The sequence below is a fragment of the Nordella sp. HKS 07 genome (genome assembly GCF_011046735.1).
Classification (GTDB): domain Bacteria; phylum Pseudomonadota; class Alphaproteobacteria; order Rhizobiales; family Aestuariivirgaceae; genus Taklimakanibacter.
This window is the reverse complement of sequence record NZ_CP049258.1, coordinates 5,603,437-5,624,075: the sequence shown is the minus strand read 5'-3', so window position 1 is coordinate 5,624,075 and position 20,639 is coordinate 5,603,437. Positions and strand designations below refer to the sequence as shown.

Here is a 20,639-nt window from a genome sequence, read left to right as displayed (position 1 = left end):
ACTTCCTAAAGACACCTCAGAGGTCGACGATCATGAACACTCTGGTGGTCTGTACTGTGACCGAAGATTCCGAACCCAAGCGACCGAACTTTCGGCACTGTTGCGCGATTGCGCCTGCGGCCCTGAGATAATTTTCGACTGGGACGCGCTTCGTAGCGACCTGGAAGCGCAAAGCCGAAGGGGCGATGATTGAAGACCGCCTTTGAGCTACCGGTGAGTTCAAGCGATGCGGCAGAAAATGACGACGCATGCGGGCCATGTCGGGGATAAGCGCTCCTTAGCGAAAATAGCGCTGATTGTCTTCGTGCTCCCGACGATGCTTGCGACCTGCGGGTCCGAAATCGAAACGGTCGCCCCGGCCCCGCGTGCTGTTCGAACCGTAACGGCCGAGCGGCATGAAGCCGGCATTCCGGTTTTCCTCACCGGCCGCATCGAGGCTGAGGATGAGGTGGCGCTGGGTTTTCGGATCTCGGGCCGGCTGATCGAGAACCACATGAAGCTCGGTGACCGAGTAGAAGCCGGGCAGATTGTTGCCCGGCTCGAACCCCAGAACGAGACGAACGCGCTCCGGGCGGCGCAGGCGAATCTGGCGTCCGCTCAGGGGGAGCTGACCAAAGCGCGCAACCACTTTGAGCGCCAGGACAGGCTCATGAAAGGCGGCTGGACCACGCGCGCCAACCACGATCAGGCGGTGCAGGCGCTCCAGAGCGCCGAAGCGCAGGTCGAGGCTGCCGAAGCGCAGTTAAATACCGCGCATGACGCATTGAGCTTCACCGAGCTCAAGGCAGATGCGCCAGGCGTCGTGATCGCTGTCGGCCCGCCGGCAGGCGAGGTCGTCCAGGTCGGGCAGATGATCATCCGGCTGGCCCGCAAGGACGGTCGCGATGCCGTGTTCGACGTGCCGGCCAACGTCATCAGCACAGCCCCCGGCGACCCGCTGATCACGGTAAGCCTGACAAGCGACCCTTCAGTCACGGCCAAGGGGCGTGTCCGCGAAGTCTCACCCCAGGCCAATCCGGGTACCCGGACCTTCGAGGTCAAGGTCGGGCTGACCGATCCGCCGGAGCTGATGCGGCTGGGCGCCACCGTCAATGGCCGAATGGAGATGGAGGCGGTTCCCTTCATCGAGGTGCCGGCGTCGAGCTTGACGAGAGGCGGACAGCAGCCCGCCGTATGGGTCGTCGATCCGTCGAACCTCACGGTATCGATGCGCAATGTCGATGTCATGCGCTTCGATCCGGCGACTGTCGCCCTTTCCGGCGGACTTGACGTCGGCGAGATCGTGGTCACAGCGGGCGTGCAGGCTCTCTATCCCGGCCAGAAGGTGCGGCTGCTTGGGTCTGAACCATGAGCGGACTCAATCTTTCGGAGTGGGCTCTCAAACACCGTTCTCTGACCGTATATCTGATGATCCTGGCCGTTCTCGCGGGTGTCTATTCATATTTCCGTCTTGGCCGCGCGGAGGATCCGTCATTCGTCATCAAGACCATGCTGGTGCAAGCCGCGTGGCCCGGCGCCTCCATGGACGACATGGTCAAGCAAGTCACCGAGCGGCTCGAGCGAACGCTTCAGGAGACGCCCAAGCTCGACTTTCTGCGCAGCATCACGCGCCCCGGGTCAACGGTAATCTTCGTCAACCTGCAGGGCAGCGCCGGGGCGGCGGAGGTTCCCGACATCTGGTATCATGTGCGCAAGAGCATCGCCGATATGCGCCATACTCTCCCCGCCGGCGTTGTCGGTCCGGGTTTCAATGATGAGTTCGGCGACACCTTCGGTATCATCTACGGCTTCACGGCCGACGGCTTCACGCATCGCGAGCTGCGCGACTATGTCGAGGATGTGCGCTCCAAGCTCCTGAGCGTTCCTGACGTATCGAAGATAGATATCCTCGGCGCGCAGGACGAGCGAATTTTCGTCGAGTTCTCCGTGAAACAACTTGCCAATCTCGGCATCGACAGCTCAACACTCATCGCCGCCCTTAGCGCTCAGAACATCGTGCGGCCCGCCGGCACCATCCAGACCGGCAACGAGATATTGTCGTTGAGAGTCTCGGGCGCATTTGAGACCGAAAACGATATCCGCAACATCAACCTGGTCGTCGGCGGTCGCATCCTCCGCATGAGCGACATCGCCAAGGTCCGCAGCGGCTTCGCCGATCCGCCGCAGCCCATGTTCCGCGTCAACGGCGAGCCCGCCATCGGACTCGCCATCGCCATGCGCGACGGCGGCGACATTCTGGCGCTCGGCAAGAATATCAAGAACACCATGGATACGGTCATCGCCGACCTGCCGCTCGGCATCAACGCAACTTTAGTGGCGGATCAGGCGGTGACGGTCGAGAGCGCCATCTCGGAATTCATGACCTCGCTCCTGCAGGCAATCGGCATCATCCTCGCCGTGAGTTTCATCAGCCTCGGCATTCGTCCCGGCCTCGTCATCGCTCTGGCCATTCCCCTGACGCTTGTCGTCGTCTTCTCCTGCATGCAGATTACGGGCATCGACATGCAGCGCATTTCGCTCGGCGCGCTGATCATCGCGCTGGCGCTGCTTGTCGACGACGCCATGACCACAACCGATGCCATGGTCACTCGGCTCGCCGCGGGCGACGACAGTGTGTCGGCCGCGACTTTCGCCTTCCGAACCTATGCCTTCGCCATGCTGGCGGGCACACTCGTGACAATTGCAGGCTTCGTTCCCGTCGGATTCGCGGCGAGCTCGGCCGGAGAGTATACGTTCACCCTCTTCGCCGTTATCGCTATGACACTGATTGTTTCGTGGTTCGTGGCCGTCCTCTTCACGCCACTGCTGGGCGTCACGATACTCAAAGCCCCGGCGACGAAGCAGTCAACGGAGCCGGGGAGGCTGCTGCGAATGTATCGCGGTTTTCTCACCTGGGCCATTCGGATGAAGTGGCTGACAATCGCGGTGACCCTCGGCCTCTTCATTGCGTCCGTCCTGGCACTCCCTCTCGTTCCACGCCAGTTTTTCCCAGCGTCGGACCGCCCCGAACTGCTTGTCGACCTCGCCCTGCCGCAGAACGCTTCTATCTATGCGAGCGAAAGCCTCGTGGAACGGTTCGACGCGACTTTGAAGGACGACCCGGATGTCGAGCGCTGGAGCACATATGTGGGCACCGGCGCGATCCGCTTCTACCTGCCGCTCGACGTTCAGGGACCGGACCCCTCCTTCAGCCAGGCGGTGATCGTTGCCAAGGACGTTCCAGCTCGCGACCGACTCCAGGCGAAGCTGGAAAAGCTCCTTGCCGAGCAATTCCCAAACGTCGTCGGGCGCGTCTCACCACTCGAGTTGGGCCCACCGGTCGGATGGCCCGTGCAGTACCGGGTCAGCGGTCCGAATGTGGATACCGTCAGGGAGACCGCGCTCAAGCTCGCCCAGACCATATCCGCCAGTCCAAAGGTGCTGCTGGTCGCCTTCGACTGGATCGAACCGGCGCGACAGGTGCGCATCCGGATCGACCAGGATGAGGCCCGCCTGCTCGGACTGAGTTCGCAAGCACTGGCCGACGTGCTCAACACGGCTATTTCCGGCACGACCGCGACCCAGGTGCGCGACAACATTTACCTCATCGATGTAATACTCAGGGCATCGGACGAGCAGCGCATTTCTCTCGACACCCTGCGCACCATCCCCGTGCCATTGCCGAATGGGAGCACGGTCCCGCTCAGCCAGTTCGCATCGTTCGAATATGAACAGGATTACCCACAGATCATCAGACGCGACCGCGTCCCGACCCTTACCGTGCAGGCCGACATCACGCGCGGATTGTTGCCGGAGACGGTGATCGGCGAATTGACCCCCTCCGTCGCGGCGCTCCAAGAAGGCCTGCCCCGCGGATACAACATCGTCGTCGGCGGAACGGTCGAGGAGAGTGCAAAGTCGCTGGCTTCGGTGATGGCCGTTGTGCCCGCGATGCTGCTCATCATGTTCACAGTGCTGATGGTACAGCTGCGCAGCTTCCAGCGCCTTGTTCTGGTCCTCACCGTCGCCCCGCTCGGCCTGATCGGCGTTATCGCGGCGCTGCTCATTTCGCGCATGCCACTGGGCTTCGTCGCCATTCTCGGTGTCCTGGCGCTGATCGGAATGATCACCAAGAACGCGGTGATCCTGATCGACCAGATCGAATCCGAGAGAGCGCAGGGAAAGGACGTGCAGACCGCCGTGGTGGACGCCAGCAGCACGCGCTTCCGTCCCATCATTCTGACGGCGATGTCGACGGTGCTCGGCATGATACCGATCGCGCCGACGGTGTTCTGGGGACCGATGGCGCTGTCGATCATGGGCGGATTGCTGGTCGGCACCATCCTCACATTGGTCTTCCTGCCCACTCTCTACACGACGTGGTTTGCCCGGCAGAAGGAAAAGCGGGGCGAGCCTGCCGCTCCAGCGGCCACGGCGGCCGCTGCCGATAGGAAGGTCTGACATGGCGCGGACCAGGCGTGGGAAGAAGGACCCTCACAGCCACGTATGGTGGAATGCGCTGGCGCGAGCCCTGGGTTTTCTAGCAGTCTGGCTGATCCTCTCCCAAGGCGATCTTCTGGTGGGAATGATGGCGGCTGCCGCCGCAACCTGGGCCAGCCTGCTTCTATTGCCCCCTGGACGGGGACGCTTCCGCCCGATCGCCCTCGCCCGATATTTCCTGCACTTTATGTATCAGTCGGTCATCGCCGGTGTGGATGTCGCACGTCGCGCGTTCGATCCCCGATTGCCCTTGTCGCCCGGCTTCGTGATCCACGACTGTCATCTTCCCCCAGGCCCGATGCGAAATACGTTCTGCACGATCACCTCTTTGATACCAGGCACACTTCCCTGCGGTCAGGATGAACGCGGCCGAATGGTCATCCATTGCCTCGATACGAGCCAGCCGGTGGCCCAGCAACTGGCCGCGGAGGAAACCCAGCTCGTGCGCGCACTCGGCGGTGTGAGGCGGCAATGACCAGCTTCCTGTTCGCAGCCGCCGCTTTCGTCCTCGTGATGGTGGCGCTGGGTTTGTATCGCGTTCTGCGCGGTCCAGCTGAAGCGGACCGCATGATGGCAGCGCAGCTGCTGGGCAGCGGCGGCGTTGCCGTGCTGCTGCTGGCGGCCGTGGCGAGCGAATTGCCCTTTGTCGACGTTGCGCTGATGCTGGCGCTCCTTGCTGCATTTGCATCGGTTGCATTTGTCCGGAACGCATCCGGCTCGAAAGGAGCCCCTCCGGAGGCGACAGACCGCCAATGAACTTCGTACCCGATATTGTCACGGTCCTGGCGGTTTCGGCCGGCGCCTTCTTCTACATGGCAGGCACGGTCGGCCTGCTCCGCTTCCCGGATGCACATACGCGCCTCCATGCGCTGACCAAGGCGGACAATCTCGGCCTTGGCCTGATCGTGCTGGGCCTCCTGCCCCAGGCCGGAGGGCTCTTCGACGCACTGAAGCTGGTCACCGTCTGGCTTTTCGTCCAACTGTCCGGCGCGGTCGTCGCGCAGCTGATCGCGCGCGTCATCCGGCGCGATGAGCCTCTGCCATGATATTCGTATCCACATTCGACATCATCCTCGGGGCCCTGATCCTGGGAATCGCCCTTTGGATGACTGCCGCACGAAACTCCTTCTCCGTTGCCATCGGATTTGTCGTCTACGGGTTGCTGCTCTCTCTCGTCTGGGTCAGGCTTTTTTCCATAGATGTGGCGTTGACCGAGGCGGCGATCGGCAGCGGGGTGACCGGCATGATATTGCTCACTGCCGCGGCGCGTCTGCGCGCCACCGAGGCTGCCGTCAAACGGCCCGGCCTGCCAATCCAGCTGGCGGCCGGGCTCCTTTGCACCCTGACATTCGCGGGCCTCGCAAGCATCATGCTGTCCCCGCCCGTCCCTCCGCCCACGCTCGCCCCGCTGGCGGTCGCAAATCTACCGCCGAGCGGCCTCGGCAACCCTGTCACGGGTGTTCTCTTCGTCTACCGCGCGTTTGACACATTGCTCGAGAAGGTCGTGCTTCTGCTCGCTTTGACCGGCGTCTGGTCGCTGGCACCAGATCGTTTCTGGGGGGGCGCGCCGGGAATGCGTCCCAATGCTGATCCGGACAGCGTTCTCACGCTTCTCGCACAGTTGTTGCCGCCTGTCGGGATCGTATTCGGAATCTATATGTTCTGGACCGGAGCCGATCATCCGGGCGGCGCGTTTCAGGGCGGCACCGTTCTGGCGGCCATGTGGCTTCTTGTGATGATCGCGGGCCTGCGGGAAGCGCCGTTGATCAGCCGCCGCTGGCTCAGACTGTATCTCGTCATCGGGCCAGCGATCTTTCTCGCGATCGGGCTCGTGGGCGTCGTGCTGGCGGGCGCTTTTCTCGCCTATCCGGAAGGATATGCCAAACCGCTGATCATTCTTGCCGAAGCCGCCTTGACACTGTCAATCGCTGTCACTCTGGGCCTGCTGGCAGCTGGCCCACCAACACGGAAGTAACCCCCATGGACGCACCCACTTTGTTCGGGCTTTGTGGGGCGGCATTGGTGGCGCTCGGGTTGTTCGGGCTGATCATAAACCCCCAGCCATTGCGCAAGATACTGGCTTTCAACCTTCTGGGTGGCGGTGTGTTCCTCTTGTTTGGCGTCATTGCCAGACGTGGTGCGGCCGACGGGTTAGGCGGTGATCCGGTGCCACAGGGCCTCGTCATTACCGGGATTGTCGTTGCCTTTTCGGCGACAGCCGTCGCCATAGCGCTGCTGCTGAGGCTCTTCGATCAAACAGGCAAGGCGACACTCGATGCCGATGACGCCCGCCAAAAGGATCCTGATGGAGGCAACGCCTGATGCTTGAGGCGACAGCCCTGCCCGAAGCGACTACGACGGGAGGATTCCTGCTTGTAGCGGCCATCATATTGCCGGTCGTGGGGATCCTGCTGGCACTCATTCTCGGCGGTCGGTATGCCGAACGCATCGCCTTTCTTCTCCTTCCTGTCGGACTCCTCATCGCAGTCATGATCTTTGCCGATCTCTGGCAGAGCGGCCGGCCGCTCGTCTATATCGTGGGCGGCTGGATGCCCCCACTCGGTTTGGCTCTCAGGGCCGACGGGCTTTCCGCCGCCATGATGGTGACGACGGCCATCATCATCTGCGCCACTGCAATCTTTGCCCATGGCGAGTTCAGCCAACCGCGCGGGTCGCCGGAAACCCGTGCGCCGTTGGTATTCTGGATTCTCCTCCTGGGAATCTGGGGAGCGCTCAACGCCGTCGTCCTGGGCGCTGACCTTTTCAACCTTTACGTCGCGCTTGAACTACTGACCTTTGCCGCCGTCCCGCTCGTTTGCATCAAGGGCTCCGCGGAGACGATCCAGGCAGCGCTGCGCTATATGCTGTTCGCGCTCATCGGCTCGGTGCTCTATCTGCTCGGGACGGTGCTGCTTTACGGCGCCTATGGCACTTTGGACATCATTATGCTGTCGAGCCGGGTGCAGCCTGAGCCCGTCGCATGGATTGCCGCCGCCCTGATGACGATGGGGCTATTGGCCAAGACTGCACTATTCCCGTTTCATCTTTGGCTTCCATCCGCCCATGCCGGTGCTCCAGCGGCCGGCAGCGCCGTGCTTTCAGCACTGGTGGTCAAGGGATCATTCTTCCTCATCGTCCGGCTCTGGTTCGACGCGATGCCCAGCCTGTTGACTCTTCCAACTGCACAGGTTCTGGCCACGCTCGGCGCCGCGGCCATCGTGTTTGGAAGCGTCCTCGCGCTCAGGCAACAACGTTTGAAACTGTTGGTTGCCTATTCCACTGTGGCGCAGATCGGCTATCTGTTTTTCATCTTTCCACTCGCCGCGGGTCTTGTGGAAAGCGGGCCATCGAACAGCATTGCGTGGACCGGTGGCTGGCTCCAGGTCTTTTCGCATGCCTTCGCAAAGGCAGCCATGTTCATGGCGGCGGGGCTGATCGCCGAAACCCTCGGTCACGACAGGATCGCGGAACTCCATGGCGTTGGCCGGGCTCTTCCCATCACCATGTTTACGTTTGGAATTGCCGGACTATCGCTGATGGGAGTGCCGCCAAGCGGCGGCTTCGTGGCGAAGTGGCTGCTGTTGTTGGCGGCGATCGTCGAGGGGCAATGGTGGTGGGCCATCGTGATGATCGCAGGTGGGCTGCTCGCCGGCGCTTACGTCTTGATCGTGCTTGGCCGGGCACTGAGCCGCATGAGCGAGCCGTTGAAGCGGTACACCCCGGTGTCGCGCCGTCGCGAGGTGGTGGCGCTGGCGCTTGCACTGTGCGCGGTGCTTCTCGGTCTCGTGCCCCTGCAGCCCGCTGAGTTCCTGCAGATCGGCCGTCCTGAAACACTGAAGGCCGCCGTGCGATGACAAACTCTGACCTGCTGCTCATCCTCGCGCTTGCTGTACCGCTCGCCATGCTGGTCGCTTGTCTCTCGCAGCAGGCGAGAACTCGCATGCCGGCGCTGGTGGTCCTCGCGCCGATACCGGCACTCGCCGCCGCACTGTTGGCGGGCGATGGCTCGACGCAGGTACTGCCTGCCGCATTGCTCGGCATCACCCTTGAACTGGACAAGCCTGGAGCCATGCTGCTCGGGGCCTCCGCGGTGCTCTGGATTGCGGCGGGCGCCTATGTTCGTCCGTTTCTTCGTTCCAATGCCGGCGGCGGATCCTTCGCAATCTGGTGGCTGATGACGCTGACAGGCAATATCGGCGTCTTCCTGGCCGCGGATATGGTGAGCTTCTACCTGTTCTTCACCCTCGTCAGCCTCGCCGCCTATGGCCTCGTCGCCTATTACGAAACGCCTGCCACGAAGCGGGCTGCTTCGGTCTACATTGCTCTCACTGTTCTCAGCGAAGCCTTTCTGCTGATGGGGTTTGTGCTGCTGGCTGCGGCACATCCGAATGGCGGCCTTTCTATCCGCGAAGCAATGGCAGCCCTGCCAACATCATCGTGGCGCGACCCTGCATTGGCGCTCATCATCCTGGGCTTCGGAATGAAGATCGGACTTGTGCCTTTGCATTTCTGGATGCCGCTGACCTATTCGGCAGCACCGATTCCAGCCGCGGCCGTCCTCAGTGGAGCCGCGGTAAAGGCCGGCGTGATCGGACTGATCCGGTTCCTGCCGTTCGATGCGGCATTCGCGGGCTGGGGCGAAGCTCTCGTCGCAGTTGGCCTGGTTTCCGCCTTCTATGGTGTTGCGATCGGCATAACGCAGGCAAATCCCAAAACGGTGCTGGCTTATTCCAGTGTCAGTCAGATGGGCGTGCTCGCCGCCGTGCTCGGCATGGGCATAACGACCGGCGACAGGAGCGTCGCGATCCTGGCAGCCTTCTATGCCGTGCATCACATCTTCGTCAAAGGTGGGCTTTTCCTCGCTATTGGAGCGGCCGCGCTGACAGGAACGCGCCGCTTCTGGCTGGTATTGGTGCCGGCGGCAGTCCTGGCGCTCGGGCTTGGCGGACTTCCCCTGAGCGGAGGCGCCTTGGCGAAGTTGGCTGTGAAGGCGCCGTTGGGCGACGGTATTGTCGGTACACTGGCCGTTCTTTCATCGATCGCCAGCACGCTTTTGATGGTACATTTCCTGCGCTGCCTCATGCGCGACGGTTCGCACGAACAGGAGATCCCGGAATCCTCCGGGCTCCTATTGCCCTGGCTTGCGATAGCCATCGCCGCCGTTGTCGTTCCCTGGGTCCTTTATCCTTCAATCGGAATTGGTTCGTTGCAGGATGCACTGACGCCGCAAGTCCTTTGGGCCGCATTCTGGCCGGTTCTCATTGGCGGAATACTGGCTGTCGCGCTGGGACGCTGGGGATACCTTCTGCCACGCATTCCGCCAGGTGATGTGGTGGCGGCGGACAAAGGAACGGCACGCGCAACGCGCAATCTGGGCGCAGTCATGGAAAACATCGAAGAGCATTTGCGCCAATGGCCCGTGGCGGGAACGCTGCTGCTGGCGCTCGCGATTATCCTGGTCGGAACAATGCTTGCCGGAAAAGGGATCCAATAGGTTTCCCAAATGATCAGAAGTGCCATATCAGCGGTACATAAAACGTCGCGATGACAAAGAACCAAATCAGCAACGGCAGACCCAGCTTCCAATAGTCGCTGAACACGTAGCCGCCGGGGCCCATGACCATGAGATTAGTCGGCGTGGCGATCGGGGTTAGAAATGCTCCGGCAGCCGCGATTGCCGTGCTCATGAGCACGGGCCGTGGTGAAATGCCGAGTGTGGTGGCGGCCGCAACACCAATCGGAATGACGATCAGCGCCGTCGCAGTGTTGCTGATGAGTTGGCCCAATATTGCGGTCAACATAAAGAGGCCGGCCAGCAAGGCATAGGGGCCAAGATCGCCAACCGCGCTCACGAGTGCCTCGGCCATGAGCTTCGCAGCACCGGTCTGCTGCATGGCGGTCGACAGAGGCATCATGGCGGCAACCATGATGACCGTCGTCCAGTTGATCGCGCGGTAGGACTGTTCGACATTCATGATGCCCATCAGAATGATCGCGCCGGCGGCCAACAGCCCTGCGACGGCCGGCGGCACAATCCCAGTGGCAAGCAGCACCACCATCACCAGCAGCACCGCCACCGCCTGCTTCGCACCGGGTCCCATGGGAAGAGCTTGGCGCCGGACCAGTTCGGGCGAATTCACCACAAGCACATTCGGATCATTGAGATGGATGTCGAGGGCCTTCCAGGTGCCCTGCAGCAGCATGGAGTCGCCAACCTCCAATGTCGTCTCGCCGGGACCCAATGTGTTGCCTGCCCGCTGGAGCGCCAGGACGACCAGATCACCGCTTTCGGTCACCATGCCTGGAAACGCCTTCTGCCCAACCATCGCTGATCGCGGCGGGATCACAACTTCCGCCAGACCGGAATTCTTGTTGAACAGCGTATCCTGTCCCTCGGCGGGTTCGGTCGTCTCGCGAAACGCCAGATGCATCGCCAAGGTGTAGCGAGCCGCATCCTCGGGGTCGCCTTTCAGGATGATATAGTCGCCGTCTTTGATCGTATCGCGGCGAAGCGGCGATCCGGTGGCACCGTCCTGAATGGCGACAAGCTGCAATCCCGGATGGGCGCCGAGATCCACTGCACTGGCTCGCGCGCTACCCACAAGCGGCGATGTCGCCTTGACCCGCACCCGGTAGAGACCGCCGGCAAGGCCGTACTGCTCAACCAATGCCTGAGCATGCTTGCTGAGATCAGCAGGCATCGTCGCGCCGTTGCGATTGGGCAAGAGGCGCTGGCCGAAAACGATGATAATGACCATGGTCCCGGCAAGCAGCGGAATACCCGCCAGTGCGAACTCGAAGAATCCGAAAGGACGAATCCCTGCGTCCGACGCGGCTTCAGACACGAGCACGTTCACCGGCGTACCCGTGAGCGCCAGCAAGGAGCCTGCATGTGCCGCAAAGACCAGCGGCATCAGGAGCTGCGAAGCAAACCGTTTGAGCCGAACCGCCATGACGACGACGACCGGCAGAAGCGCTGCCACCGCGCCATTGACGCTGATGAGAGCCGTCAGCAGGGAAACGAGGATCATGGTGAGGACGAGCAAACGGGTTCTGCTCTCTTCGCCGGCCTTGGCAATGAGGAGTTGCCCTGCCCATGCAGTGACGCCCGTGGACTCAAGGGCCGTGCTCACGATAAACAATGTGGCGATGAAGATGACTGCCGGATCACCGAAGCCGGCAAGCGCGTCGTGAAGTGACAGCACCCCGGTCGCAAAGAGGGCCAGCGCAACGGCCATTGCCACGACGATGACCGGCAGGCGGTTCCACACAAACAGGACCACCGCGGCCGCAATGATCACCGCAGTCAGGGTAATATCAGTCAAGCCCAAGTCCCCGATTGACCCAGTCTAGTCCGTCACCTCGGATAAGGTATTGCATGTCGGTCTGGCCGTCCAGCGGAGATAGTGTCGTCCAAGAGCGGCTGGCCGGGTGTCGGCAGCCGGCATCATCTCTATCTGTTGATGCACGCCCGATATGCCGTGTTGTAAACAGCCTGCCACCGGTTGGCCGAGGTGCCGTGAACAAGACCGCCTATTGCGCCGCCGGCAATGGAGCCCAGACCTGAGCTATGCCCGGAGCGGTTTCCGACCCTCTGATTTGCAACTCGCCGAGCTTCGCGCGCGCATTGAGAGGTCCGGAAGGGTCCCGCAAAGTTCTGAATGATTTGCGCGCTCGCACTACCGATATCAACTTTCTCACTTGAATATGTGACGCCTATCAGTGCGACAAGCGCAACGCTCCAATTGCGAATTTTCATCGATTTTGCCTTCGCTAAGTCGCTTTGGCCATCATCGGATTTGACAGAATTTCCTTAAACCCGAAGCCTCATTCAATCAAGACACAGTGGCCAGGACTGTTGCGGTTCAAGGCGTTCTCAAACGACTTCGGCAGACCATCATGTCGCCACCGGCTGTCCAGGCACGGTGATACGCTCCGGTATCATAAGGCGAAGGTGACCGCCTGAATCGATCGCCAGACTGTGAACATAGAAAAAAGTATCGTCCTCGTCTCTTGCCTCCATGACTTGAGATGGCGCCGACACGATCAGGAGGCCGCCGCAGTCTCCTATCCAATCCACGTGACGGTGACCGTGCATGACGACGGCCCGGCCTGCAAGGCTCTGCAGGCGCCGGACGAACCAGCTGCCATTGACAAGCGCGGTTCCGATCCGTTCGGACAGCGCCTTCGCACGATCGGGATATTCTACGACATGGTGATGAAGGGCTACGATCCAGCAGGCGCGAGGATATTGTCTTGTGACGATTTCGATCGCATACACCTGCTCCGCCGAAACCAGGCCGAGGGCGTTGGTGAAGGAGAAGTGCGTTTCGGCATTCGAGTTCAATATGATCACTCCCAATCCATCCTCAGGATCAGGCGGCAGCACCATGGGAAAGATCGAGGCCCAGAGGTCCCCAAGCGATCGCGACAGTCGTAGGGAGGCGCGGTCCGCAAAAGCGGTGATGTCCTCAAGATGGGACTCGAGAACACTCGAGAGAGTGGCGCCAAGCACGCCCTTCTCCTTATCCACAATCCTCATCCGGGAGCCGTGCAGTGCATTCAAAGCCGATATGGTCCGTATCTGGCGTAGTCGTTTCTTGGGACTGGTCGGAAGATCCAGTCGGGCTGGATTGGCTCTATCGATGACATTGAGATCGTGATTTCCGGGGAGTGCCACCAACAGCTTCGAAAGCCCCTGGTGCGGCGCCAAGGCATCAAAGAACTCGGCCCATTCCGCCGAGCGGCCAGCGTCCGTCATATCCCCGGTGATGATGATCAGATCGAGTGGTTTTTCGGCATGGATCCGGTCCAGCTGTGCCAGCGTTTGCACGATCCTGTCATTGCCTCTGGCCCCCATTCTTCCGCTCTCGATCCGGAACCCGTAGCGTTCGCCGACCGCATGCAGATCGGACAGATGTGCAACCCGCCAAGTGCGACTGCCAGGCGATAGCGGCGGGAAAGACGGCAAATCACGAGGTTGGGCCATCAACGCATCTGCAGTGCCCCAAACAAGCGCAGCTCCCGCAAGGTATCCGGCAACAAGGACGACAGCATTGGCCAATGCGGGGCCGACCAGCAGATGCGGCGACGTCAGATCCGAGGAGGTTCCGACCCAACGAGAATGTGGCCAGGCGACAACGACCACCCACAGCGCCAGCCCGCACAGCGCGAGACCCGACAGGGCGGCGCCAGCAGCCCGCGTGGTCGCGCGTCGGTCCTGACTGAGATCAGTCGGGAGCAACACTTCTGCAAGGTGTCGAAAAGACTCTCTACAGAGTACATAGCCCGGTTGAACGGCCACGGCGTTCAGTGACCAAAAGCCTGATTCAGCAAACCTCAACAGGGGCCGTCCTCCGACCCAGCCCAGGACCGCGAGCGCTCCCAGAAAGAATACCGGCAGCCATTCCGTGAAGGAGGCCGAGACTTTCGATAAGACAACGCCGACCCAGATCGAGGCAAGGAGTGGAGCCATCCCGATCAGCACGCCGGGAAGGACGACCAGCAGTATCGAAGCCATGAAGAATCTCGGCAAACTGATCTCGGAAAGCAGACTGCCGCCGAGCGAGACCAGCGAATGCCGCTTGGAACTCGAGACGTCATCCTCGACGTCACCCTTGCGCGGATCGATCATCACCTCATCGGTCGATCGATGCCCCATGCCTTCGTCAGGCGCCGGGCGTGGCGGGTGCCTCAGTCTTCGCCTGCTCCGCCAGCGCCTCGCGAAGAGCAGTTTCCTTCGATTCATCAAAGGACGTGCGCATCACAGTTCCTCCGACGCCTCTTAAGTCGGCCAGAACCTTGTCCGTCGTCATCTTGCGAATGAGGAGAAACAAGCCGGCGGTTCCCGGTTGCAGGGCGCCCGCTGCGTCCTTCATGAACTGATCGTTTATACCCACATCGGCCAACTTGCCGCCCAGAGCGCCTGACGCCGCCCCGATCGCCGTTCCAAGCAAGGGCATCATAAAAATGAAGCCGACAAGTGTGCCCCATAAGGCACCAGAAAGCGCGCCGGTTGCAGTCGTGTTCATGAGCTGATTGAGCTTTATCCGCCCACTGGCGTCTCTCACAGCGACGACGGCGTCTCCGAGCTCGATCAGATACTCTTTCTGTAACGCCAATACCCGGTCCCGGACTTCCTCTGCTTTCTTCTCAGAGGGGAATGCAATAAAAACCAGATCGCTCATGGGACATTCTCCCGTTTGGCCGCAACCCTAGATCCAATATAGAGCAATCCGCCGACAGAGGACAGAGTCGGCCGTCAGGACTTCATGCATTGGCCCATGGTCCAACTATTCGGGCGGATGTTCCGAATGATAGGACTCTTATACGCCAGCTTGGCACACTTCCAGCTTGGCGCATTTCATGATTCAAATTGAACGAAGACGCTGGAGGAGAGAAGATGACTAACGCGCTATTTCGCTATCTTTCCGTAGGTTTCTTGAGCGCAGCGATCCTGGCTTCGATCCTGGTGCCAAACGCCGACGCCAGGCGCGCCAGGAACGCCGTCACCGGTGCCGCCATCGGAGCGGGCCTTGGTGCTATCATGGATGGCGGCCGCGGTGCCGCGCAAGGCGCGGCCGTTGGGGCGCTTGTCGGTGTCGTCCAATAACAGATCCGGCAGAACTGTCCATGTGACCAGTACCTGCGTTTTGCTGATTTTGACAGGAGCGTAAGATGTCGAGATTCTGGATTGCGACCATTGCCGTTCCCACGTTCCAGCTCGCACTCGCCACCGCAGCACTTGCCGATCCTGCGGCTGAGAAGTACGTCGACGATGCCCTTCCCTACATGTACCACAGCTGTGCAAGCGTGGTTGAAGAGGCCTCCGGCGACAACGCCTATATCGACAAGGTCATCCGAGCGCTGATCGCCGTGTCGCTTTACAATCGCGATGCCAGCATGGCCATGTTTGACGTCAGCGATAACGCGAAGACGGCAATGCACGACAAGTTCGTGGCGGGTATAAAGAAAGGATGCGCGGCGGATAAGAACGCTCTGCTCGCCGGCGTCGTTGACACGGCCGTCGGTGAAGCGCTTTCAGGATCCAAGTAGCGCGCTGTCGTCTTACAGCTTCGAAGGTTGAGCCGGCACCGTGTGGAGTCGTGCCAGGTCGATCGAGGTTGGCTCAATTTTACCCCAAATAGCCTGCCATGCTTGCGAGATTCCAAGCGGCCACCAGGAAGATGATGAGGATGATCGCTCGGACGACGTACTGCGAGATCATCAAGGGCTCTAGCGGGAGGAACGTTTCCTTCCTGTGTCTTTCAAGAAGCGATCCGGGTTTCGCCACGGCTCGGATAATCCCGAATAGGACCAGTACCGTCCCCAGAACAATGATCCAGAACGCCCACGCATAGTGACCGAGAAAATACAAGGCGCCGCACAGGAGTGCTATGCCGATCGTTATCCATGACGGCTCTCGGATACGCATCCTACCTCCCCTAGGATCTCATGGATCCCACAGTATAGTTGAACGACAGGTCAACGGGGAGCCTTGGCATCCTCTTCCTCGTCAGGCGCCCCGAGAAGGTCCGCCAACCAGCGGCTGGCAGGATGCTGTGCACAGTAAGTCAGCAGAGCAATAGTGATTGGAACCCCGATAAAGGCGCCGCCAAGCCCCCAAAGGAAGGTCCAGAAGAACACGGCAAACAGCACGACGAAAGGGGAAACAGCCAGCAGGCTCCCGGCGAGACGGGGCTCGATATAGCTGCCAACCACGAATTGGATGATATTCAAGGACCCAAAAAGCACGAGCGCCGCCTGCCACGTCGGAAATTGAATCAACGCGAACAATGTCGGGAACATGGTGGCGATAAACGGCCCGATGAAAGGGATGTAGTTCAAGACAAAGGCAATGACGCCCCATTCAGGCGCAAGTGGGAGACCCATGAGGGTTGCGGCGCCCCAGACGAGAACACCGGTCATCAGGCTCATGAGTGTCCGGACTGCCATATACCTGCGAAGCTTGGCCGCCGTCGCCACAGTGCCGGCGATGAGGACGCGCGCCGCGTCCCGGTTCTGCATGGCGCCGATCTTTCGCTTGATGCCGCCAACCTCGAGAAGCCCGAGTATCACATAGACGAGAACAACGAGCCAGAAGCTCATGGTCGTGTTGACACGGCCGGTAATCCCTTGTGCGGCGCGAACCAGCCACCCGACATTGAAATGCTCGGACCACAGTCGCGCCAGCACGATGCCGTGGCCCTCGAGCCATGCCGCCATCTGCTCATATAGCAGTTGGAAACGTGCCGCGTCGTTGATGAACGACCGCCCCACACGTCCAAAGCCCCATGCCACAAGCGACGCAAAGGCGATAAACACGACTACGGTAATGAGAATGACGATCGCCAAGGCGAGAAGCTTCGGCAAATTCGCTTGCAACCGGCTTTGCAACGGCCACACATTGGCGATAATAAAGAGAGCAAAGGCGAGCGGCTGAAATACCGCGCTGCTGAGATAAAGAGCCGTGAAGATCGCGACCGCCGCGATCAGACACACAGCGACTGAAGACACGCGATCCGCCATCATGTGGATCTATGACCGCGGTTCGCGCATCTGGAGATCACATTCTGTGAAACCTTCGCTGCACCGTTGAACAATGTCATGGCAATGGACGACACGGAGTGATCGCGTTGAGACGAGACGACAAGAGCGCGAGGCTCATCCTACACGTCATTTGGAAATTTGGCCATTGCCTGCCCACCGGGCATTTCCCAATGCAAGAAAGCGGCAGCACATGCGCTATCATCTTGATCTTGTAGAAAACTTCTATTCGAGGCCCCGGTGCCGGGTTGTGCGACAGTTTACGCGCGTGTAGGACTGAACCAATGGGAGGAAGGCGCCATGCGCCTCATGTGGCAGTGAGCAAGCGGCTTATCGCGCGTCCTGCGATCTGGGCGATGATGCTGCTCGCTCTCGCCGCCGCGACTATCCTCATTCATGGCGGCGCTTTCGCGACTAAAGCCTATTTCGACCAGGCGGCCTCGCGGGGGCAGACGACTTTGCGGCTCGCCGTCGCGGTCCTGCGCGGTCAGATGAGCCGCTATCAGGCGCTTCCGGCCTTGATCGCCGATCACTATGATATCCAGGCGCTGCTGGCCGAACCTCAGAACGCGGCCCTGCGCGCCAAGGCCAACGCCTATCTGAAGGGGATCAACGGGCTTCTCGCCTCCTCCGACATTTATGTGATCAAGCCGGGCGGCGAAACCATCGCCGCCAGCAACCATGACGGGCCGGTGAGCTTCGTCGGCGAGAATTTCAGCTACCGGCCCTATTACCAGGATGCGATCGAGGGCCGACAAGGCCGCTTCTTCGCGCTCGGCACCACCTCGCTCAAGCGAGGCTATTATTTCTCGGCACCTGTCACCACCGGGGGTGAGGTCAAGGGTGTCGTCGTCTTCAAGGTCGATATCGACGCCATCGAAGCCTCGTGGAAAGGCGATGACTACGAGATCCTCGTCTCCGATCCCGAAGGCATCATCTTCATGACGGATCAGCCCGACTGGCTTTATGCCGGGCTCCTGCCTTTAACGGCCGACCGGCTGGCGCGCACGGAAGCCTCACGCCGCTACGCCAATGCCAAACTGCGTGAACTGCCCGTCACCCGCTCGCGCACCGGCAGCGGACATCAGCTGATGACCATCGCCTCTGAAGGGCTCTCGCACGAATATCTGGTGCTGGCCGAGCCGATGCCGGAAGCCGGCTGGACGGTGAGCGTGCTGCTCGACACCGCTCCGGTACATACCCAGATCATCATCAGTGTCGCCGCCGCCCTCCTGCTCCTCGGGCTTGCGGCACTCGCTGGCGCCATCCTCTTGCAGCGCCGGGCCCGGCTCCGGGAGCGGCTCGAGATGCAGCGCAGTGCCCAGGCCGAGCTCGAGCAGCGCGTGGCGTTGCGCACCGCCGACCTGGCGCTGGTCAACAGGCAGCTCGAGACAGAGGTCGCCGAGCGGCGCGCCACCGAGCAGCAGCTGCGCCAGACCCAGTCGGACCTGATCCAGGCCGGCAAGCTCGCCGCTCTGGGCCAGATGTCGGCGGCGCTCTCACATGAGCTCAACCAGCCGCTCACCGCGGTCAAGACCTATGCCGACAATGCGGCCATTCTCATCGAACGCAACCGGACCGCCGAGGCGCGCGACAATGTCTCGCGCATATCGAGCCTCGCCGACCGCATGGCCTCGATCAGCCGCCATTTGCGCAACTTCGCCCGTAAGCCCAATGAGCAATTGGGGCCGGTGGCGCTCGCCGATGTCGTCAGGGACACGCTCGAGATCGTCGCCTGGCGGCTCAAGGCCGCCCGTAGCGAGGTCGCCGTCGATCTGGGGCCCAAGCCCCTCATCGTTCAGGCCGGACAGATCCGGCTGCAGCAGGTGCTGGTCAACCTGATCTCCAACGCGGCTGATGCTGTCGAAGGCCAGGCGGAGAGGCGTATCGCGCTTCAGGCGCGCCCAAAGGACGGCAAGGTCACGATCACGATCGCCGACAATGGCCCCGGCATTCCCGACGCCATCGCGCCGCGCATCTTCGATCCATTCTTCACCACTAAGGGCGTGGGCCGCGGCCTGGGACTTGGGCTATCGATTTCATATAATATCATCAAGGACTTCGGGGGCGATCTTACGGTCATGAATCAGCTTGAGGGCGGTGCCGTCTTCACCATCACGCTCGATGAAGCCTCGTCGTCGCAGCGCGAGGCGGCGGAATGAAGCCTGCGCTCGTGCTTCTCGTCGACGATGAAGAGGAGTTGCGCCGATCGACCGCCCAGTCGCTCGACCTCGCCGGCTTTGCGGTGCGTGATTTCAGCGGCGCGGAGACGGCGCTCGACTTCATCACGCAAGGGTTCAACGGCGTCCTCATCACCGACATCCGCATGCCGGGCATGGATGGCATGACCCTGATGAACCGTGTGCGCGACATCGATCCCGACATCCCGGTCATTCTCGCCACCGGCCATGGCGACGTGCAACTCGCCGTCAAGGCGATGCGCGAGGGCGCCTATGACTTCATCGAGAAGCCTTTCAACGCCCAGGCGCTGGCCGATGTCGCCGCGCGCGCCATCGACCGCCGCCGGCTGGTGCTGGAGAACCGGCGCCTGCGCGCCGTCGCCGGCAAGCGCGACGATATCGAGACGAGGCTGCCTGGCCGCACCCAGGCGATCATCGATCTGCGCTATCGCCTGCGCGCGGTGGCGCCGACCGATGCCGATGTGCTCATCATCGGCGACACCGGCACCGGCAAGGAAGTCGCGGCGCGGGCGCTGCATGATCTCAGCGGGCGCGCCACGAAACCCTTCGTCGTCATCAATTGCGCCGCACTCCCCGTCCATTTGATCGAGAGCGAGCTTTTCGGCCATGAGGCCGGGTCCTTCCCCGGGGCGATCAAGGCGCGCTACGGCAAGTTCGAGCATGCGCGCGGCGGCACCGTGCTGCTCGACGAGATCGGCTCGATGCCGCTCGATCTCCAGGCCAGGTTCCTGCGCGTCATCCAGGACCGTGTCATCACCAGGCTCGGCTCCAATGAGGCGGTGCCGCTCGACGTGCGTTTCATCGCCACCAGCAAGGCCGACCTCGAGGCGGAAGTGGCGGCAGGACGCTTCCGCGCCGACCTTCTCTACCGTCTCAATGTTGTGACGCTGCGCCTTCCCTCCCTTGCGGCGCGCCGCGCCGACATACCTCTTCTCTTTCTCCAGCTTGTCAGCGAGGCGGCGGCCCGCTATCGCCGCGACGACCTGCAGGTGTCGCCCCAGATGCTCGCCGATATCGCGCGGCGCGACTGGCCGGGAAATGTACGGGAGCTGCGCAACGCCGCCGACCGTTACGTTCTGGGCCTGGGCTTCTCGCCGGCTGACGAAGACGCCGGCCCGGCACAGGCCGCGCGCCTCGCCGACCGCGTCGCCCAGTTCGAACGCGGCGTCATCGCCGGGGCGCTGGTGGCGAGTGGCGGAAATCTCAAGCCCGTCTACGAATCGCTCGGCATTTCGCGGAAGACCCTTTACGAGAAAATGCAGAGATACGGACTCGACAAGCGCGAACTGGGCGAGCAGGAGCCGGTCGATCCGGAGGCCGATGTGTGAAATTCCACACAGGCGCGGGGGGCCGATGTTACGATTTCCACCCATCTGACGAGCAAATGATCGGCGAGCACCTGTTCTCCGGGTC

Annotated in this window: 17 protein-coding genes and 1 pseudogene; 13 read left to right on the top strand and 5 right to left on the bottom strand. The window is 61.5% G+C overall.

Annotation, left to right across the window (positions count from 1 at the left end; genetic code table 11):
• The first annotated feature begins 238 nt into the window (after nucleotides 1-238).
• The 9 genes and pseudogenes from G5V57_RS26470 to G5V57_RS26430 all read left to right on the top strand — a co-directional run.
• Nucleotides 239-1,351: an efflux RND transporter periplasmic adaptor subunit gene (locus tag G5V57_RS26470; protein ID WP_206530103.1), complete on the top strand. Its 1,113-nt coding sequence runs from the start codon at nucleotides 239-241 to the stop codon at nucleotides 1,349-1,351.
• Complete coding sequence (locus G5V57_RS26465; RefSeq protein ID WP_165170990.1) at nucleotides 1,348-4,440, top strand: efflux RND transporter permease subunit; 3,093 nt, start codon at nucleotides 1,348-1,350, stop codon at nucleotides 4,438-4,440. The genes G5V57_RS26470 and G5V57_RS26465 overlap by 4 nt, the downstream gene beginning before the upstream one ends.
• A gap of 1 nt (nucleotide 4,441) precedes the next feature.
• On the top strand, nucleotides 4,442-4,954 hold the full coding sequence (locus tag G5V57_RS26460) for a Na+/H+ antiporter subunit E (RefSeq protein ID WP_165170989.1): 513 nt from the start codon (nucleotides 4,442-4,444) through the stop codon (nucleotides 4,952-4,954).
• Nucleotides 4,951-5,235, top strand: a complete 285-nt coding sequence (locus G5V57_RS26455; RefSeq protein WP_165170988.1) for a monovalent cation/H+ antiporter complex subunit F — start codon at nucleotides 4,951-4,953, stop codon at nucleotides 5,233-5,235. Before G5V57_RS26460 ends, G5V57_RS26455 begins: the two co-directional genes overlap by 4 nt.
• Complete coding sequence (locus G5V57_RS26450; RefSeq protein ID WP_165170987.1) at nucleotides 5,232-5,525, top strand: monovalent cation/H(+) antiporter subunit G; 294 nt, start codon at nucleotides 5,232-5,234, stop codon at nucleotides 5,523-5,525. The genes G5V57_RS26455 and G5V57_RS26450 overlap by 4 nt, the downstream gene beginning before the upstream one ends.
• Nucleotides 5,522-6,454: an MnhB domain-containing protein gene (locus G5V57_RS26445; RefSeq protein WP_165170986.1), complete on the top strand. Its 933-nt coding sequence runs from the start codon at nucleotides 5,522-5,524 to the stop codon at nucleotides 6,452-6,454. Before G5V57_RS26450 ends, G5V57_RS26445 begins: the two co-directional genes overlap by 4 nt.
• A gap of 5 nt (nucleotides 6,455-6,459) precedes the next feature.
• Nucleotides 6,460-6,801: a cation:proton antiporter subunit C gene (locus G5V57_RS26440; protein ID WP_165170985.1), complete on the top strand. Its 342-nt coding sequence runs from the start codon at nucleotides 6,460-6,462 to the stop codon at nucleotides 6,799-6,801.
• Between the two features lie 77 nt (nucleotides 6,802-6,878).
• On the top strand, nucleotides 6,879-8,333 hold the full coding sequence (locus G5V57_RS26435) for a complex I subunit 5 family protein (protein WP_246737375.1): 1,455 nt from the start codon (nucleotides 6,879-6,881) through the stop codon (nucleotides 8,331-8,333).
• Nucleotides 8,330-9,448 (top strand): annotated as a pseudogene (locus G5V57_RS26430) (complex I subunit 5 family protein); the annotation flags it as partial. The gene G5V57_RS26435 and the pseudogene G5V57_RS26430, both read left to right, overlap by 4 nt.
• Before the next feature lie 538 nt (nucleotides 9,449-9,986).
• On the opposite strand, the gene G5V57_RS26425 reads toward G5V57_RS26430, so the two are convergent.
• From G5V57_RS26425 to G5V57_RS26415, 3 genes are all read right to left on the bottom strand, one after another.
• A complete protein-coding gene (locus G5V57_RS26425) occupies nucleotides 9,987-11,804 on the bottom strand; it encodes an SLC13 family permease (RefSeq protein ID WP_165170980.1) in 1,818 nt (605 codons plus the stop codon).
• Between the two features lie 572 nt (nucleotides 11,805-12,376).
• Nucleotides 12,377-14,113: a metallophosphoesterase gene (locus G5V57_RS26420; RefSeq protein WP_246737374.1), complete on the bottom strand. Its 1,737-nt coding sequence runs from the start codon at nucleotides 14,111-14,113 to the stop codon at nucleotides 12,377-12,379.
• A gap of 34 nt (nucleotides 14,114-14,147) precedes the next feature.
• On the bottom strand, nucleotides 14,148-14,666 hold the full coding sequence (locus G5V57_RS26415; protein ID WP_165170976.1) for a DUF1269 domain-containing protein: 519 nt from the start codon (nucleotides 14,664-14,666) through the stop codon (nucleotides 14,148-14,150).
• A gap of 215 nt (nucleotides 14,667-14,881) precedes the next feature.
• Here G5V57_RS26415 and G5V57_RS26410 point away from each other — a divergent pair, with 215 nt between their 5' ends.
• Entirely contained in the window at nucleotides 14,882-15,091 is a 210-nt protein-coding gene (locus G5V57_RS26410; RefSeq protein WP_165170974.1) for a YMGG-like glycine zipper-containing protein, read from the top strand.
• Nucleotides 15,092-15,156: 65 nt separating this feature from the next.
• Complete coding sequence (locus G5V57_RS26405) at nucleotides 15,157-15,534, top strand: hypothetical protein (RefSeq protein WP_165170972.1); 378 nt, start codon at nucleotides 15,157-15,159, stop codon at nucleotides 15,532-15,534.
• A gap of 79 nt (nucleotides 15,535-15,613) precedes the next feature.
• On the opposite strand, the gene G5V57_RS26400 is transcribed toward G5V57_RS26405, so the two are convergent.
• Both G5V57_RS26400 and G5V57_RS26395 read right to left on the bottom strand, forming a co-directional pair.
• A complete protein-coding gene (locus G5V57_RS26400; protein ID WP_165170970.1) occupies nucleotides 15,614-15,913 on the bottom strand; it encodes a hypothetical protein in 300 nt (99 codons plus the stop codon).
• Between the two features lie 50 nt (nucleotides 15,914-15,963).
• The gene (locus G5V57_RS26395; protein WP_165170968.1) at nucleotides 15,964-17,010 is read right to left on the bottom strand and encodes an AI-2E family transporter; all 1,047 of its coding nucleotides are present in this window, start codon (nucleotides 17,008-17,010) and stop codon (nucleotides 15,964-15,966) included.
• Between the two features lie 371 nt (nucleotides 17,011-17,381).
• Between G5V57_RS26395 and G5V57_RS26390 the strand changes: the two genes are divergently transcribed.
• Complete coding sequence (locus tag G5V57_RS26390) at nucleotides 17,382-19,187, top strand: sensor histidine kinase (protein ID WP_165174271.1); 1,806 nt, start codon at nucleotides 17,382-17,384, stop codon at nucleotides 19,185-19,187.
• On the top strand, nucleotides 19,184-20,554 hold the full coding sequence (locus G5V57_RS26385; protein WP_165170966.1) for a sigma-54 dependent transcriptional regulator: 1,371 nt from the start codon (nucleotides 19,184-19,186) through the stop codon (nucleotides 20,552-20,554). The genes G5V57_RS26390 and G5V57_RS26385 overlap by 4 nt, the downstream gene beginning before the upstream one ends.
• Nucleotides 20,555-20,639 lie beyond the last annotated feature (85 nt).